General features: G+C 66.1%; 11 protein-coding genes and 2 tRNA genes. 2 read left to right on the top strand and 11 right to left on the bottom strand.

Annotated features, from left to right (window positions below):
- Positions 1-2: 2 nt before the first annotated feature.
- The 11 genes from FKV23_RS06250 to FKV23_RS06200 form a co-directional block, all read right to left on the bottom strand.
- A complete protein-coding gene (locus tag FKV23_RS06250; protein ID WP_244244114.1) occupies positions 3-1,397 on the bottom strand; it encodes a TIGR03013 family XrtA/PEP-CTERM system glycosyltransferase in 1,395 nt (464 codons plus the stop codon).
- Between the two features lie 186 nt (positions 1,398-1,583).
- Entirely contained in the window at positions 1,584-2,312 is a 729-nt protein-coding gene (locus tag FKV23_RS06245) for a 4'-phosphopantetheinyl transferase family protein (protein WP_167285018.1), read from the bottom strand.
- Positions 2,313-2,544: 232 nt separating this feature from the next.
- A tRNA-Arg gene (locus tag FKV23_RS06240) sits at positions 2,545-2,621 on the bottom strand.
- A 273-nt stretch (positions 2,622-2,894) separates the two neighbouring features.
- A tRNA-Ser gene (locus tag FKV23_RS06235) sits at positions 2,895-2,987 on the bottom strand.
- Between the two features lie 67 nt (positions 2,988-3,054).
- On the bottom strand, positions 3,055-3,255 hold the full coding sequence (gene csrA, locus FKV23_RS06230; protein ID WP_141623077.1) for a carbon storage regulator CsrA: 201 nt from the start codon (positions 3,253-3,255) through the stop codon (positions 3,055-3,057).
- Between the two features lie 141 nt (positions 3,256-3,396).
- Positions 3,397-6,072 carry an alanine--tRNA ligase gene (alaS, locus tag FKV23_RS06225; protein ID WP_141623076.1) on the bottom strand — a complete coding sequence of 892 codons (2,676 nt, stop codon included), beginning with the start codon at positions 6,070-6,072 and terminating at the stop codon, positions 3,397-3,399.
- Positions 6,073-6,331: 259 nt separating this feature from the next.
- On the bottom strand, positions 6,332-6,859 hold the full coding sequence (gene recX / locus FKV23_RS06220) for a recombination regulator RecX (protein WP_141623075.1): 528 nt from the start codon (positions 6,857-6,859) through the stop codon (positions 6,332-6,334).
- 36 nt (positions 6,860-6,895) lie between these two features.
- The gene (gene recA / locus FKV23_RS06215) at positions 6,896-7,927 is read right to left on the bottom strand and encodes a recombinase RecA (protein ID WP_141623074.1); all 1,032 of its coding nucleotides are present in this window, start codon (positions 7,925-7,927) and stop codon (positions 6,896-6,898) included.
- A 224-nt stretch (positions 7,928-8,151) separates the two neighbouring features.
- Positions 8,152-8,802, bottom strand: a complete 651-nt coding sequence (gene lexA, locus FKV23_RS06210) for a transcriptional repressor LexA (RefSeq protein ID WP_141623073.1) — start codon at positions 8,800-8,802, stop codon at positions 8,152-8,154.
- Positions 8,803-8,858: 56 nt separating this feature from the next.
- A complete protein-coding gene (locus tag FKV23_RS06205; RefSeq protein ID WP_141623072.1) occupies positions 8,859-9,359 on the bottom strand; it encodes a CinA family protein in 501 nt (166 codons plus the stop codon).
- A 238-nt stretch (positions 9,360-9,597) separates the two neighbouring features.
- Positions 9,598-12,258 carry a TonB-dependent receptor gene (locus tag FKV23_RS06200; protein WP_244244113.1) on the bottom strand — a complete coding sequence of 887 codons (2,661 nt, stop codon included), beginning with the start codon at positions 12,256-12,258 and terminating at the stop codon, positions 9,598-9,600.
- Positions 12,259-12,707: 449 nt separating this feature from the next.
- Here FKV23_RS06200 and FKV23_RS06195 point away from each other — a divergent pair, with 449 nt between their 5' ends.
- Both FKV23_RS06195 and FKV23_RS06190 read left to right on the top strand, forming a co-directional pair.
- Entirely contained in the window at positions 12,708-14,186 is a 1,479-nt protein-coding gene (locus tag FKV23_RS06195; RefSeq protein WP_141623071.1) for a SulP family inorganic anion transporter, read from the top strand.
- 19 nt (positions 14,187-14,205) lie between these two features.
- Positions 14,206-15,069, top strand: a complete 864-nt coding sequence (locus tag FKV23_RS06190; RefSeq protein WP_141623070.1) for a universal stress protein — start codon at positions 14,206-14,208, stop codon at positions 15,067-15,069.
- Positions 15,070-15,080 lie beyond the last annotated feature (11 nt).

The raw sequence follows: 15,080 nt of genomic DNA, 5'->3' as shown, positions 1-15,080 counted from the left end.
CCTCACCGCGACCCACGCTGGAACACCACCACCTCGACCGTCTGCAGCAGGATCATCATGTCGAACAGCAGTCGCTGGTTCTTGACATAGAACAGGTCGAACTTGAGCTTCTCCTCGGCATCCTGCACCGAGGCGCCATACGGATAGCGCAACTGCGCCCATCCGGTCAGCCCGGGCTTCACGCTGTGACGTATCGAGTAGTAGCGAAGCTGCTGGTCGAGCATGTCGACGAACTGCGGTCGCTCCGGGCGCGGCCCGACGAAGCTCATCTCGCCCCGGATGATGTTGAACAGCTGGGGCAACTCGTCGAGCCGGGTCAGGCGAATGAAGCGTCCGATCCGTGTGGTGCGATCGTCGCCGGCCTTGGCCCAGCGCGCCACGCCATCGGCTTCGGCATCGGTACGCATGCTGCGGAACTTGATCAGGTCGAAGTTGCGGCCGCCCTCACCGACACGGGTCTGCCGGTAGAAGAGCGGACGCCCATCCTCGAACCAGATACAGACCGCCACGGCCAGCATCGCCGGCCACGCGATCGCCAGCAGCAACAGCGCCGCGGCCAGGTCGAAGCAGCGTTTGCTCAGGCGCCGTGGCAGCGAATGGTCGAAGCCGCCCGAGAACACCAGCCATGACGGATCGGCGATCTTCAACGTCACCAGCCCGGCCTCGCGCTCGAAGAACGTCGACAGGTCGGTCACCGCGACCCCGCGCTGGGCGCAGGCCAGCATCGCGTCCATCGGCAGCGCCCCACGACGCTCGTCGGGCGCCACCACGATCTCATCGACCTGCAGGCGCTCCACCAGCCCGGCCAGGCCATCCTCGCCGGAGGCAAGCAGGCTGGAATCCACGTGCAGCGCCTGTCCCGGAATCGGCACAAAACCGACGACCACGAACGATTGCCGGTCGCTGCGTCGGCGCATGCGCTGATTGATCAGGTCGGCATTCTCGCCCGCACCGAACACCAGCACCCGGCGCCTGAACACGTCGGTCGCGAGCACGTGGAACAGCAGCACGCGGAACAGCAGCAATGCCGCGAAGCCGGTCGCCAGCGACATCAACAGCACGCCACGACCCATGTAGGTGAACGGCAACACGTAGTACAGCACCAGCAGGCCGATGCCGCCGAAACCGAACGACAACATCAGCCTCAGGGCGAGGTCGGTCCAGCGATGGCGCAGATGGACCTGGTACAGGCCGAATGCCGCCATGGCCCCGGTGATGCACAGCGCGACCAGCACTGCGCGCAACGCCATTCCCTGCGAGAACACCTCGAGCCCGACCGGATCGTGCCGGAACCGCAGCACCGCAGCCAGCAGTACCGACAGCATCAGCAGCGCGACCTCCAACACCCACACCGCCAGCAGGGTGCGGTTCTTCACGCTTGCACGTACACGGCTCACGACGAATGCCTCCGCCCGCACGGCACGGCGGCACACGTCGCCTCATCATGCATCGTCGTCATGCCCGCGCCCTGCCGGTGCCGCGCCACAGCCGGTGACGCCTGCATCGTCCCCTTCGGATCCATCTTCATGTCCACCCGTTCGTGTGGAGTACGGATTGCCTACCCCGGTGACAACGCGAATCCGTCAGGCATCCGGCCGCCGGTCCAGGGCGAGTCGTCCAGCGCGGGCCGCGACGGGAAATGCGGCCAGACAGGGATCATCGTCGCCGTGAGCCACCGCCACCACGCACTCCGGGAGCACATCGCACATTTCGATCCGCACCCTGGCATCGCCTGCCGGTAGACGGAGCCAATCCGCTTCCGGCGCATGCGTGCGCTCCATCGGCTCGGCCAGGCCGACCCCGGCCGCCTTGAGCAAGGCTTCCTTGCGTACCCATAGCCGCAGCAGGGCCAGCGCCCTTGCATGCTCGGGCAGCGATTCGATCATGAGCTTTTCGAGCGGCGTGCAGACACGCTCCGCCAGTTCGGGCATCAGCCCGGCCTTGCCACGCAGTTCGATGTCGACGCCCACCGGACCCAACCGCGACACCGCCACCGCGACCCGCCCGTCGGCATGGCTCAGGCTGGTATGCCAGCCGTCCATGCCCACCCTGGGGCATCCCCTGGAATCGCGCCATAGCGGCACCTTTTCCGGAGCGACTCCCATCCAGTAGCCGAGGACAAGCCGGTGCAATGCATAGGCCATGCGCAGCATCGCCGCGAATCCCGGCCGACGTTGCCGCGCCGCGCGTGCAGACTCGCTTGCGGAAAGCAGGCTTTCGCAGGCGTCCAGCCATCGCGCCCAGTGCTCGAGCCGGAATACCGCCACGCTCGTCACCGGAACCCGGCCCGCCGGACCGAACGCGCCTTTCATCGCATGCTCGAATGCGGCATGCAGTTTCCGGCCTGCAGGTGGGGATATTTCGAAGGCGAGCGAAGTCGTGGGCATTGCGTCGGAAGCGATTGCGTCGGAAGCGTCGGAACGATCCTTCTGGCTTCCCACGAACAACGCAGCGGGCACGGCCATCCGGCCATGCCTGTCCGCTGTGCCTGAAAAGCAGAAGGGCCGACGAGGTTGTGACTCGTCGGCCCTTCTGTCTTTGTAATGGCGCGCCCGGAAGGATTCGAACCTCCGACCCCCAAGTTCGTAGCCTGGTGCTCTATCCAGCTGAGCTACGGGCGCGTAGTCGAAAAATTATGACTTCAAATCATCTGACCGTCAACAATTTTTCTGAAGCTTCACCGATGAAATGTCATCGGCAGGCAGTGGGTCCAGTCGATGCCGGAAACACGGCCCAGCCATCGCAAGATGGCTCCACAAAAGTTCCATTCTCGATTACACGGAGCCCTGGATGGTCACGATTCCATGACCTGAGCCTGTGCATCGAACGCACTCTTCCTGTTTCATGAACCCCGGTGAGCGGCGATCACGGGCAGGAAAAGCATCGTTGGAAAATGGCGGAGAGTGAGGGATTCGAACCCTCGATAGAGCTATAAACCCTATACTCCCTTAGCAGGGGAGCCCCTTCAGCCACTCGGGCAACTCTCCGCGGCACGTAAGCCTGTGCGGGCGGAGAGCATAACGGCTCCCTCTCCGCGCAGCAAACTTTTTTTGATCAGCCCGCCGCCTTGTCCGAGTCGTTCGGGGCACCTTCCCCGCGCTGGATGCGCTGGTAAATCTCTTCACGGTGCACTGCTACATCTTTCGGCGCAGTGATGCCGATACGCACCTGGTTGCCCTTCACGCCGAGCACGGTGACGGTCACCGTGTCGCCGATCATCAGGGTCTCACCGACGCGACGCGTCAGAATCAGCATTGAGAAATCTCCTCATGCCGGCACGGGCCGGCGATTGCGCCATCTCTGTGACAAACAGGTGACGCTTCCAGTGAAAACACGATCAACAATTATCCTATTGCCCGGGACCAATCACAAGCGGGAATGTTCCCGGACAGCCAATCAACTCAGGCGCTGTTCAACCCAGCCCGGCACCCCGGCCAGGGCGGCTACCAGCGATGGGCCATCCTCCCCGCCTCCCTGCGCCATGTCCGGACGACCACCGCCCTTTCCATTGATCTGACCGGCCACATGACCAATCAGTTCACCCGCCTTGACCCGGCCGGCGGCGTTGCCGCTGACTCCGGCCACGAGGGCGGCCTTGCCCCCGGCGGTTCCTGCCAGAACGATCACCGCATCCCCCAACTGCTGCTTGAGACGGTCCACCGCCTCGCGCAGCGCCTTGGCGTCGAACCCCTCCAGACGCTCGGCCACCACTCGTATACCACGGACTTCCGACGCTGATCCGGCCAGATCCGAAGTCGCGCCCGCGGCCGCCTTGGCCTTGGCCGCCTCCAGCTCACGCTCGAGTTTCTTCTGCCGCTCGATCAGGTTGCGCAGCTTGTCGGCCACCTCGGCGGGCTGGCCGCCGAGCAGGCGCGCAGCCTCGTCGAGGCGGGCCTCTTCCTGCGCCACATGGTCGAGCGCGCCCTGTCCGGTCAGCGCTTCGATCCGGCGCACGCCGGCCGAAACGCCGCCTTCGGACACGATCTTGAACAGGCCGATGTCGCCGGTCCGGGCGACATGGGTGCCGCCACACAGCTCGGTGGAGGCATCGCCCATCCGCAGTACCCGGACCTCGTCGCCGTACTTCTCGCCGAACAGGGCCAGGGCGCCGAAGTCGAGCGCCTCCTGCATGCCCATGTGGCGGACTTCGGCGGCGTGGTTGCGGCGGATCTCGGCGTTGACCCGGAGCTCGATCTCCGCAAGTTCGGCCGCCGAAACCGGCTGGAAGTGCGAGAAGTCGAAACGCAGGCGGTCCGGCGCGACCAGCGAGCCCTTCTGGGTCACGTGCTCGCCGAGCACGGAACGCAGCGCGGCGTGCAGCAGGTGGGTCGCAGAGTGATTGAGCACGGTGGCGGCGCGACGCGCCTCGTCGACGGCGCCGAGGATGCGGTCGCCGCGCTTGAGGCTGCCAGCTTCCAGCCGGCCGACATGACCATGGAACTGGCCGGCGAACTTGAGGGTGTCCGCGACCATGAAGCGGGTGCCGGCTTCGTCCAGCTCACCGGCATCGCCGACCTGGCCGCCGCTCTCGGCATAGAACGGGGTGCGATCGAGGATCACCACGCCCTCGTCGCCGGCATCGAGCCGGTCGACCGGGGTCCCGTCACGAAGCAGGGCCAGCACCTCCAGGCCGCCTTCGGTCAGGCGGTCGTAACCGAGGAACTGCGTGGCCGGCAGTTGCGCGGCCAGCTCGGCCGGCATCGTGGCCGTGTTGCCGAACTTGCCGGCGGCGCGCGCGGTTTCGCGCTGCTGTTCCATCGCCGCCTCGAAGCCGACCATGTCGACGCTCAGGCCACGCTCGCGGGCGATGTCGGCGGTCAGATCGACCGGAAAGCCGTAGGTGTCATAAAGGCGGAACGCATCGGCACCGGGGATCACACCACCGGAAGCAGCGCCACCGGCTTTTGTGGCGACCTCGTCGAAAATCCGCATGCCGGCATCGAGGGTCTCGGCGAAGCGCTCCTCTTCGGCAAGCAACGCGCGCTCGATCAGTTCGCGCTTCCCGGCCAGTTCCGGGTAGGCCTCGCCCATGACATCGATCAGCGGGACGAGCATCTTGTGGAAGAACGGCCCCTTCTGGCCCAGCATCCAGCCGTGGCGCAGGGCGCGGCGGATGATCCGGCGCAGCACGTAGCCGCGACCTTCGTTGCTCGGCAACACGCCGTCGACGATCAGGAACGCGCAGGCTCGGATGTGGTCGGCGATCACCCGCAGCGATTTGTTGTCCAGATCGGCCGTGCCGGTCAGCTTGCCGGCCGCGGCAATCAGGTTCCGGAACAGGTCGATGTCGTAGTTGCCATGCACGCCCTGCAGCACCGCGGCGACCCGTTCAAGGCCCATGCCGGTATCGACGCACGGTGCAGGCAGCGGCAGCAGGGTGCCGTCCGGCTGGCGATCGAACTGCATGAAGACCAGGTTCCATATCTCGATGAAGCGGTCGCCATCCTCGTCCGGCGAACCGGGCGGGCCGCCGGGAATGTCCGGGCCGTGATCGTAGAAGATCTCGGTACAGGGACCGCAAGGTCCGGTGTCGGCCATCTGCCAGAAGTTGTCGGAGGCGTACGGCGCACCTTTGTTGTCGCCGATGCGGATGATGCGTTCGGCCGGCACACCGACCTTGTCGCGCCAGATCGCGTAGGCCTCGTCATCGGTGTGGTACACGGTGACCAGCAACCTCGCCGGGTCGATCTTCCAGACCCCGGTCAGCAGTTCCCAGGCCCAGACGATCGCGTCTTCCTTGAAGTAGTCGCCGAACGACCAGTTGCCCAGCATCTCGAAGAAGGTATGGTGGCGCGCGGTATAGCCAACCTGATCGAGGTCGTTGTGCTTGCCGCCGGCACGCAGGCAGCGCTGGACGTCGGCCGCACGGACGTAGCCCGGCTTTTCGCTGCCGAGGAACACATTCTTGAACTGCACCATCCCCGAGTTGGTGAACAACAGCGTCGGGTCGTTGGCCGGCACCAGCGGCGCGGACGGCACGATGGTGTGCGCCTTGCCACGGAAGAATTCGATGAAGTCGCTGCGGACCTGTTGGGTACCGGACTTGCCGCTGTTATCTGGGGTCTTGCTCATGCCTGGCGCTGGATATCGGGGCTGGGCCGGGCCGCCATGACCCGCCGCGACCCAAGCATGGAGGCGGCGATCCGGGCAGGCAACCGAACGGGAAAGCGCGATAGCCTATCAGGCATCGATACCGCGTGTATCTCCCCGGCCGACCAACAGGCCGTCCCGAAGGGTGGAGGGGCGCGGCGGGACAGCCGTTCGATGGGATCAGACCGGGTTGTTCGTGCTGGAGCGCAGCCGTCCAGGCTGCCCCCCCCGGTGCTGTTCGCTAGTCGCAGGCGTCGTCGGGGTCGAACCGGGTCGCCGTGCGGATGACATCGCCGGGGAAACCGCGGCGGGCCAGCAGGTCGGCGGCCTTGCGGCGAGAGCGCAGGTCGGACAGGGCGCCTCCCGCGCCGAAGCGCCGCCGGACCAGGTCGCGTGCCAGTTCGTTCCAGTCGCCATCGAAGGTGTCCATGGCCGCCTCGATGGCTTCGCCGTCGAGGCCATGGGTGGCCAGTTCGGCCCGGATCCGGATCGGGCCATGGCCGGAGCCGGCACGGCCGCGGACCAGGTGCTCGGCGAAACGGGCGTCGTCCTGCCAGCCATCGCCGGCAAGACGGTCGACTGCCGCGACCACTTCCTCGCGTTCGAGCCCGCGGGATGAAAGCTTTTCGATCAGCTCCTTGCGAGAGTGCTCCCGTCGAACCAGCAGGCCCAGGGCTCGCTGGGTCGGGGTCTGGCGCGCCCGGGTGCCTCGGCGACCGGCGGGTGTCGCCGCGCTGCCGGAGCCCGGCCGGTCGTGCTCGTCATGCATGGATCGACTCCATGGTTCCGGTAGGACTCCAGGGCATCAGCCCTCGGCGTCATCATCCCCGTCACGGTTGGCTTCGGCCGGGACGAACTGTTCGCGCAGGGCCTCCTCGAGCCTGACCGCCACTTCCGGGTTCTCCTTCAGGTAGTTTCGGGCGTTCTCCTTGCCCTGCCCGATCCGCTCGTCGCCGTAGCTGTACCAGGCACCGGCCTTGTCGACCAGCTTGGCGTTCACGCCCATGTCGATCAGCTCGCCTTCGCGGGAGATGCCCTCGCCGTACAGGATCTCGGTGATGACCTGTTTGAATGGCGGCGCCAGCTTGTTCTTGACCACCTTGATCTTGGTCTGGTTGCCGATGATCTCGTCGCCCTTCTTGATCGAGCCGATGCGGCGGATATCCAGGCGCACCGAGGCATAGAACTTGAGCGCGTTGCCGCCGGAAGTCACCTCGGGGCTCTGGCCCGGCATCATCACGCCGATCTTCATGCGCAACTGGTTGATGAAGATCACCATGCAGTTGCTGCGCTTGATGTTGCCGGTCAGCTTGCGCAGCGCCTGGCTCATCAGGCGGGCCTGCAGGCCGGGCAGCTGGTCGCCCATCTCGCCCTCGATCTCGGCGCGCGGGGTCAGCGCGGCGACCGAGTCGATCACGACCATGTCGACCGCGCCCGAACGCACCAGCATGTCGGCGATCTCCAGCGCCTGCTCGCCGGTATCGGGCTGCGACAGCAGCAGCTCATCGACGTTGACGCCGAGCTTGCCCGCATAGATCGGGTCGAGCGCGTGCTCGGCGTCGATGAAGGCGGCGGTCCCGCCGGCCTTCTGGCACTGGGCGATGGTCTGCAGGGTCAGGGTGGTCTTGCCCGAGGACTCCGGCCCGTAGATCTCGACCACACGGCCCTTGGGCAGGCCGCCGATACCGAGCGCGATGTCGAGCATCAGCGAGCCGGTGCCGATCACCTCGGCCGCTTCGACCACGCGGTCGCCCATGCGCATGACCGAGCCCTTGCCGAACTGCTTCTCGATCTGGCCCAGGGCGGCGGAAAGGGCGCGCTTCTTGTTCTCGTCCATCGTGGAGTCCTTTGTAGGTCGCTGAGGTATGGAATCAGTCTAGGAGGTGGCGTTCGCACAGGTTGAGAACCGTCGCCACTGCGTCAGGTTGGCACCTGCCAGGCACCGGATCATTCGGGAGAAAGGCCGGCAGGAGATGGGACCAGGCCGCCTTGGTGGGTAGGAAATTTCCGATGGCCGCGAATGCGGCAGGCTCACGGTAGGGGTGGCCACAATTGCAACCATCAGCGACTCGGCCTCACCAGGCCGCAGTAGAGGCCCTCGATGGCGAAGTCCTGCCCAGGCTGGACCTCGATCGGCCCGTAGTCGGGGTTGCGTGGCAACAGACGGACCCGGTCCTTGCCGAGCTTGAGCAGCTTGACGGTGATCTCGTCGTCGATGCGGGCGACCACGATCTGGCCGGAGCGTGCATCGCGGGTGCGGTGCACGCCGATCAGGTCGCCGTCGAATATGCCCTCGTCCTGCATCGAGTCGCCCTTGACCTTGAGCAGGTAGTCCGGTGCGGGCGAGAAGAAATTGCGGTCAAGCAGGACCACCTGGTCGGAACCGATGTCAGCACCGATCGGCACCCCGGCCGCAACCTGGCCAAGCACCGGCAGGCGCAGGGCGTCATCATCGTTGGCCGGAGCGGCGGCGGCACCGGTCTCCCCAGCCCTGCCCGGCGGCAGCTGGCACAGGCGGATACCACGGGCCCGGCCCGGAACCCGTTCGATCACGCCGGCCTGCTCCAGCGCCTCCAGGTGGTACTGGGCCGCCCTGACGCTGCTGAAGCCCATGGCGCGCGCGATCTCGGTCTGCGAGGGTGGCATGCCCTCGACTTCGATCCGCTCGGCGATCAGGTGCCAGATGGTGTGCTGGGTATCGGTGATGTCCATTAGTAGCAATGCTACTAACTAAATTCCGCCAGCGTCAAGCCCCCGCTCAAAGCCGCTTAGTTCATCAGTTCGATCAGCCCGTGCAACGCCGCGGCCACGCTCTGGCGGCGGACCGCGTCGCGGTCGCCGTCGAAATGGAAGACCACGGCCGTCGGGTAGCCGCCGCGCTTCTTCCAGGCGATCCAGACGGTGCCGACCGGCTTGTCCTTGTTGCCGCCGGTCGGGCCGGCGATGCCGGTCACCGCGACCGCCGCGGTGGCGCCGGAGTGGACCAGTGCGCCGGACACCATTTCCATGACGGTTTCGCGACTGACCGCACCATGCTCCTCGATCGTATGCGGATGCACACCGAGCAGGGCCTGCTTGGCCTCGTAGCTGTAGGCGGTAACGCCGCTTTCGAACCAGTCGGAGGCGCCCGGGATGTCGGTCAGCGACTTGGCGATCCAGCCGCCGGTGCAACTCTCTGCGGTGACAAGGCGGTGATGTCGGGCGATTGCGGTGCTGGCGACCTGTTCGGCCAGCTGCCTCAGGGCGGTGTCGGTGATGTCTGCGTTCATGGCGCCACTATACCGGCCCCCAACCGGATTCCATCCCGACACCACGACGTCCCGCGGCCGGGACGTCGTGGTCGGGAGCGGCCTTTCGAAAGACTTCGAGGTCCTTCCTGAAGAAGCCTCCGAACGGATTCAGAGGCTCCACAATCCAGGAAGGCTGCCCGCGGATCGGGCACGCAAGTACCCTGCTCCGCGGGAGCCGGTCCAGACAAGACATGGATCGACTTGTCCGGAGCTTGCCTCAGTACCTCACCCTCAGGGTCACGCCATACATCCGCGGCGCACCGGGGAAGGCATTGAAGGTGTTGAACGGGTTGCCCGGATCCGGGAACAGGCCCTGCAGGGGAGCATCGAACCCGACCTGCACGTAGTCGGTGTCGGTGAGGTTGGTACCCCACAGTTCGACCATCCAGCTGTTGTCGCTGGCACCAAAGCCGAAGCGGGCGTTGACGACAGTGTAGGAGTCCTGGTGCTTCTCGACGTCGAGGTCGGAGCCGGTGTTGTAGTCCCCCATGTATTTCGCGCCGATGTTGAAGCGGCCCATGAGGTTGCTGGAGAAGTCCCATTCGTACGTCGCCGAGAGCGAGCCGGACCACTTCGGTGCGAACGGCATGGTCGCACCCGGCAGCTTGTACAGGGCCCCCGAAGTGCTCAGCGGTGTCCGTTCCTCGAAGTCGACTCCCGGGATGTCGTTGCCGAACTTGGTGATGGCATACATCAGGCCGCCCTGGAGCATCAGCCCCTGCACGGCGCGCGGCTGCCACAGGAGTTCTGCGTCGAGCCCCTTCGAGGTCACCTTCGGAATCGAGCGCACCACGAAGCTGGTGCCGAGGAAGCTGTTGAGCTGGAAGTCCTCGTACTCCTGATAGAAGGCCGTGGCATTCAGCAGCAAGGTGCCGTCGGCCCAGGTCGTCTTGGCGCCCAGCTCATAGCTGTCGACGAACTCGCCGCCGAACGAGGTGTCGTTGACCGGCGCGATGCCGGCGCCGCTGGCCGAGTCGCCGTCCGCCGACTGCACCCGGTCGAGGTTGAAGCCGCCGCCCTTGTAGCCGCGCGCGAACGAAGCGTAGGTCATGACGCTGTCGTTCCAGCGATAGGCCGCCTTGAGCGTGCCGGACCACTCCTTCTCCTGGCTTTCCTGGAAGGTTGCGCGACCGTTGTGCAGGACGTTGGCCCAGGGCAGGCACATGTAGCCGGCGATCTGCGGCCCGGCCGATGCCATGATCGCGTCCTGCACGGGGCCTGGCAGCCCTGCGAAGGCCGAGCTGCGCGAGCTCAGCGCCGCCCTCAGGTTGGTATAGCGGTTCGGGTTGGCGGGATTCTGGTCGGTCAGGGCGCCGGTACAGGCCAGGCTGCCGTTCGGGTTGCTGTACTGCGAGTCCAGCTCCTTGTCCTCGCGGGTGTAGCGTAGGCCGACGGTGATGTCGAGCGCGTCGGTGGCGTGCCAGGTGTTGTTGGTGAACAACGCCATGCTCTTGGCGTTCTGCTCGTAGCGGTCATGCGCGCCGAACCCGGCGAAACCGGTGCCGAACGGGGTCCCGCCGACCTGGGCCAGGAACGCGGCCGGCGACAGGCCCATCGGGTTGTCCAGCGGGATGCCGGCCGCGGCCAAGCTCTGCCCCACCAGCTGGTAGACCAGGGTGGAGACATAGGGTTCGTAGTGCGGACCGATGCGATAGGTTTCGTTGCGGCGCAGGTCCTCGTCCGAGTAGAACATGCCCACCATCCAGTCGATGCGATCGGTGGAGCCGGTCAGGCGGAGCTCCTGGCTGAAGGTCTTGAATCCGGAGAACGATTCATCCTTGTCGGCGTTGCGATACAGCAGGTCGGCAGTACTGAAGTCGAAGTCGAGGCCGTTGATCGCCTGCCAGTCGCGATGCGCCGTGATCGAGGTCAGGGTGGCGCCGCCGAACCATGGGGTATTCCAGTTGACTTCAGCCGATACGCCCTTGTCCTTGATGTCCTGGGTGGTTGCGCGATTGCTGTAGGCGACACGGTCGAACGGATCATCGCCCGGGGCGGCCACCGCCTGGCCACCGGCCAGCGCGTTGAGGATCGCCGAGGTCGCACCGACGGTGGTCTGCACCGCTGTGCAGCAGTTCTCCTCGCGACTGGTGAAGTCGGCCGAGAACAGGATCTCGAGGTCATCCGACGGCTCCAGCAACAACTTGCCGCGCAGGGTGTGGAAATTCTGGTCGTAGTCCTTGTCCTCGGTGCGCGGCCCATTGCCCCTGCGCACGTCCATCCAGCCGTCGCGCTTGCGTTTGGCCGCAAAGATGCTGAAAGCCGCATTGTCGCCGAGGGCGTCGTTGTAGCTGCCCGATACGCCCAGTGCGTTGTAGTTGCCTGCGGTGATCTCGGCCTCGGCACTCTGCTGGTAGTGCGGACGTTTGGTGATCACGTTGATGACGCCTGCCGAGGTGTTCTTGCCGAACACCGTGCCCTGCGGCCCCTTGAGCACTTCGATCCTCTCGAGCTCGCCAAGGTCGCCGAAGCCAACGCCGTTGCGCGGCCGGTACACGCCATCGACGACGATGCCCACCGACGACTCCAGGCCGACGTTGTCGCCCACGGTGCCGATGCCGCGGATGCGCGCGGTGGTGATGGCTTCGTTCTGGGTGCTGGTCACGGTCAGGCCCGGCACCAGGATCTGCATGTCCTTGATGTCGCGCACGCCGGTGTCCTGGATCAGTTGCTGGTCCAGCGCGGTCACCGAGATCGGGACGTTCTGAAGAATCTCCTCGCGTTTCTGCGCGGTCACCACCAGGCCGGCCAGGGTCGTGGCCCGCTCCTCGTCAGCGGCCTCGGCCTCCTGTGCCTGTGCCGGAGCAGCGGACATGGATGCGACGGCACTGCCGATCGCGATGGCCAGCAGACTCGATATGGGCTTGCTTGCATTCACGGCACTCCTCCCCGGAGATGTCAGATTTGATGGGCGGTCAATACACCTTTCCTGGCCAAACTGGTGTTGCCTTGCATGGCGCGCATCGCTCGATGGCATCCGCGGTCTGCCTTCCGGCTTCCGCGCTGCCAGGGTCCCCACCCCGTGCCGCACATGCAGGCCATACGGCCTGGAACGGTGCCGAAGCTACCATGTCCACGGGGCAATACATGACGCATTGCAGCAGATGCCCGTATGAGGCGTCATCGGCACTGCGGGCCATGTCCGCTTCCAGTATCATTGCGCGCCATGCACGTCCCCCACGCCCCGGTCAGTCCGCCCTAGCGCCCCCGCTGCGCCGCACGCCGCGCCCGCGGCCGCACACCTGACCGACCCGCTCCGCGGACCTGCCTTCCTTCTCCCCTCCCCCAAGCCTTTCGTGCTGCGCTCGTGCGCGGCGAGACCTTTTCATGCCCACTACCCTCCACCAGCAATGGTTCTCCAACATCCGCGGTGACGTGCTCGCCGGCCTCGTCGTCGCCCTCGCCCTGATCCCGGAGGCGATCGCGTTCTCGATCATCGCCGGAGTCGATCCCAAGGTCGGCCTGTACGCCTCCTTCAGCATTGCCGTGATCATCGCCTTCACCGGCGGTCGTCCGGGCATGATCTCGGCCGCGACCGGCGCGATGGCGCTGGTGATGGTCGGGCTGGTCAAGGACCACGGCCTGCAATATCTGCTCGCCGCCACCATCCTGACCGGTGTGTTCCAGATCATCGCCGGTGTGCTGAAGCTCGGTTCGCTGATGCGGTTCGTGTCGCGCTCGGTGGTCACCGGCTTCGTCAACGCGCTGGCGATCCTGATCTTCATGGCGCAGCTGCCGGAACTGACCGGGGTGTCGTGGCATGTCTACGCGATGACCGCGGCCGGGCTGGCGATCATCTACCTGTTCCCACGGCTGACGAAGGCGGTGCCGTCGCCGCTGGTCGCGATCGTGGCGCTCACCGGCGTGGCGATCTGGCTGGGGCTGGACATCCGCACCGTCGGCGACATGGGCGAGCTGCCCGACAGCCTGCCGGTGTTCCTGCTGCCGGACGTACCGCTGAACCTGGAAACGCTGAAGATCATCGCGCCGGTGTCGGCGACGCTGGCGGTGGTCGGCCTGCTCGAATCGCTGCTGACCGCGCAGATCGTCGACGACCTGACCGACACCCCAAGCGACAAGAACCGCGAGTGCGCCGGGCAGGGCGTGGCCAACATCGCCACCGGCTTCATCGGCGGCATGGCCGGCTGCGCGATGATCGGCCAGTCGGTGATCAACGTGAAGTCGGGCGGCCGCGGCCGATTGTCGGCGCTGGTCGCCGGCGTGGTGTTGCTGATCCTGGTGGTGTTCGCCGGGCCGTGGGTGAAGCAGATCCCGATGGCGGCGCTGGTCGCGGTGATGATCATGGTCTCGATCGGCACCTTCAGCTGGAGCTCGATCACCAACCTGCGCACCCATCCGCGTACATCCAGCATCGTGATGATCGGCACCGTGGTGGTCACCGTGTTCACCCACGACCTCGCCAAGGGCGTGCTGACCGGCGTGCTGCTGTCGGCGCTGTTCTTCGCCCGCAAGGTCGGCCATGTGCTGCACGTGGGTTCACAGGCCAGCGGCGATGGCCGCGAACGCACCTACACGGTGACCGGCCAGGTGTTCTTCGCCTCGTCCGAGAGTTTCATCGCGGCGTTCGACTTCAAGGAGGCGCTGGACCGGGTCGTCATCGACGTGTCCGACGCGCACTTCTGGGACCTGAGCGGGGTCGGCGCTCTGGACAAGGTCGTGATCAAGTTCCGCCGCGAAGGCACTCAGGTCGATATCGTCGGCCTGAACGCAGCCAGCAGGACCATCGTCGACCGCCTTGGCGTGCACGACAAACCCGATGCCGAACGCCTGATGGGCGGCCACTGACAAGCTAGGAATCGATGCGATGACCTCACTGATCAAGACCGATGGCCGTGTGCTGGCCGCGCTCGACCCCTCGACCTACGCCGACAGCGTGGCCGACCACGCCGGCTGGGCCGCCTCGCGGGTGGGTGCCCCGCTCGTTCTGCTGCACACGCTGGATCGCGACAACGTCGGCTCCAGCAAGGACCTGAGCGGCAACCTCGCCCTCGGCAGCCGCGAAGCGCTGCTGGAGCAGCTCGCCACCATCGATGCCGAACGCGCGAAACTGGCCCAGGAGCAGGGCCGCGCCCTGCTCGCCCACGCCGCCGAGCACGTCGCCGAGCGCTTCGGCCTGCAGGCGGAAACCCGGCTTCGCCACGGTGCGCTGGTCGACACCCTGCTCGATGCCGAGGAGGAAGTACGGCTGTTCGTGGTCGGCAAGCGCGGCGAGCACGCCGACTTCGCCAGGGGCCACCTGGGCAGCAACCTCGAGCGCGTGGTCCGTGCCGTGCACCGGCCGGTGCTGGTCGCATCGCGTGCCTTCAAGCCGGTGCAGCGCTTCATGATCGCCTTCGACGGCAGCGCCACCACCCGCAAGTGCGTCGAGATGGTCATCGCCAGTCCGCTGCTCAAGGGTCTACCCGGTGTGCTGCTGGCGGCCGGCGACAGCGCGCCCGCGGGCATGGACGAGGCGGCCGGAAAATTGCGCGAGGCCGGCTTCGATATCCAGGCTGTTGTCGCACCGGGCAACCCGGACGCGGTGATCGCCGCGCAGGTCACCGGACACGGCATCGACCTGCTGGTGATGGGTGCCTACGGCCACTCGAAGATCCGCCAGCTGATCGTCGGCAGCACCACCACCCAGGTGCTGCGCAGCTGCACGATCCCGGTGCTGCTGCTGCGCTGAGGCCATCGATC

It is taken from the genome of Lysobacter alkalisoli, assembly GCF_006547045.1.
Lineage (GTDB): Bacteria > Pseudomonadota > Gammaproteobacteria > Xanthomonadales > Xanthomonadaceae > Marilutibacter > Marilutibacter alkalisoli.
The sequence above is the reverse complement of the archived record's forward strand: the minus strand, read 5'-3'. Positions and strand labels throughout refer to the sequence as shown.

Bases quoted from the DNA above. Each gene is read 5' to 3' on its own strand.
- FKV23_RS06245 (WP_167285018.1), bottom strand. From the start codon at position 2,312: ATGAAAGGCGCGTTCGGTCCGGCGGGCCGGGTTCCGGTGACGAGCGTG.
- csrA (WP_141623077.1), bottom strand. From the start codon at position 3,255: ATGCTGATTCTGACGCGTCGCGTCGGTGAGACCCTGATGATCGGCGAC.
- alaS (WP_141623076.1), bottom strand. From the start codon at position 6,072: ATGAGCAAGACCCCAGATAACAGCGGCAAGTCCGGTACCCAACAGGTC.
- recX (WP_141623075.1), bottom strand. From the start codon at position 6,859: ATGCATGACGAGCACGACCGGCCGGGCTCCGGCAGCGCGGCGACACCC.
- recA (WP_141623074.1), bottom strand. From the start codon at position 7,927: ATGGACGAGAACAAGAAGCGCGCCCTTTCCGCCGCCCTGGGCCAGATC.
- lexA (WP_141623073.1), bottom strand. From the start codon at position 8,802: ATGGACATCACCGATACCCAGCACACCATCTGGCACCTGATCGCCGAG.
- FKV23_RS06205 (WP_141623072.1), bottom strand. From the start codon at position 9,359: ATGAACGCAGACATCACCGACACCGCCCTGAGGCAGCTGGCCGAACAG.
- FKV23_RS06195 (WP_141623071.1), top strand. From the start codon at position 12,708: ATGCCCACTACCCTCCACCAGCAATGGTTCTCCAACATCCGCGGTGAC.
- FKV23_RS06190 (WP_141623070.1), top strand. From the start codon at position 14,206: ATGACCTCACTGATCAAGACCGATGGCCGTGTGCTGGCCGCGCTCGAC.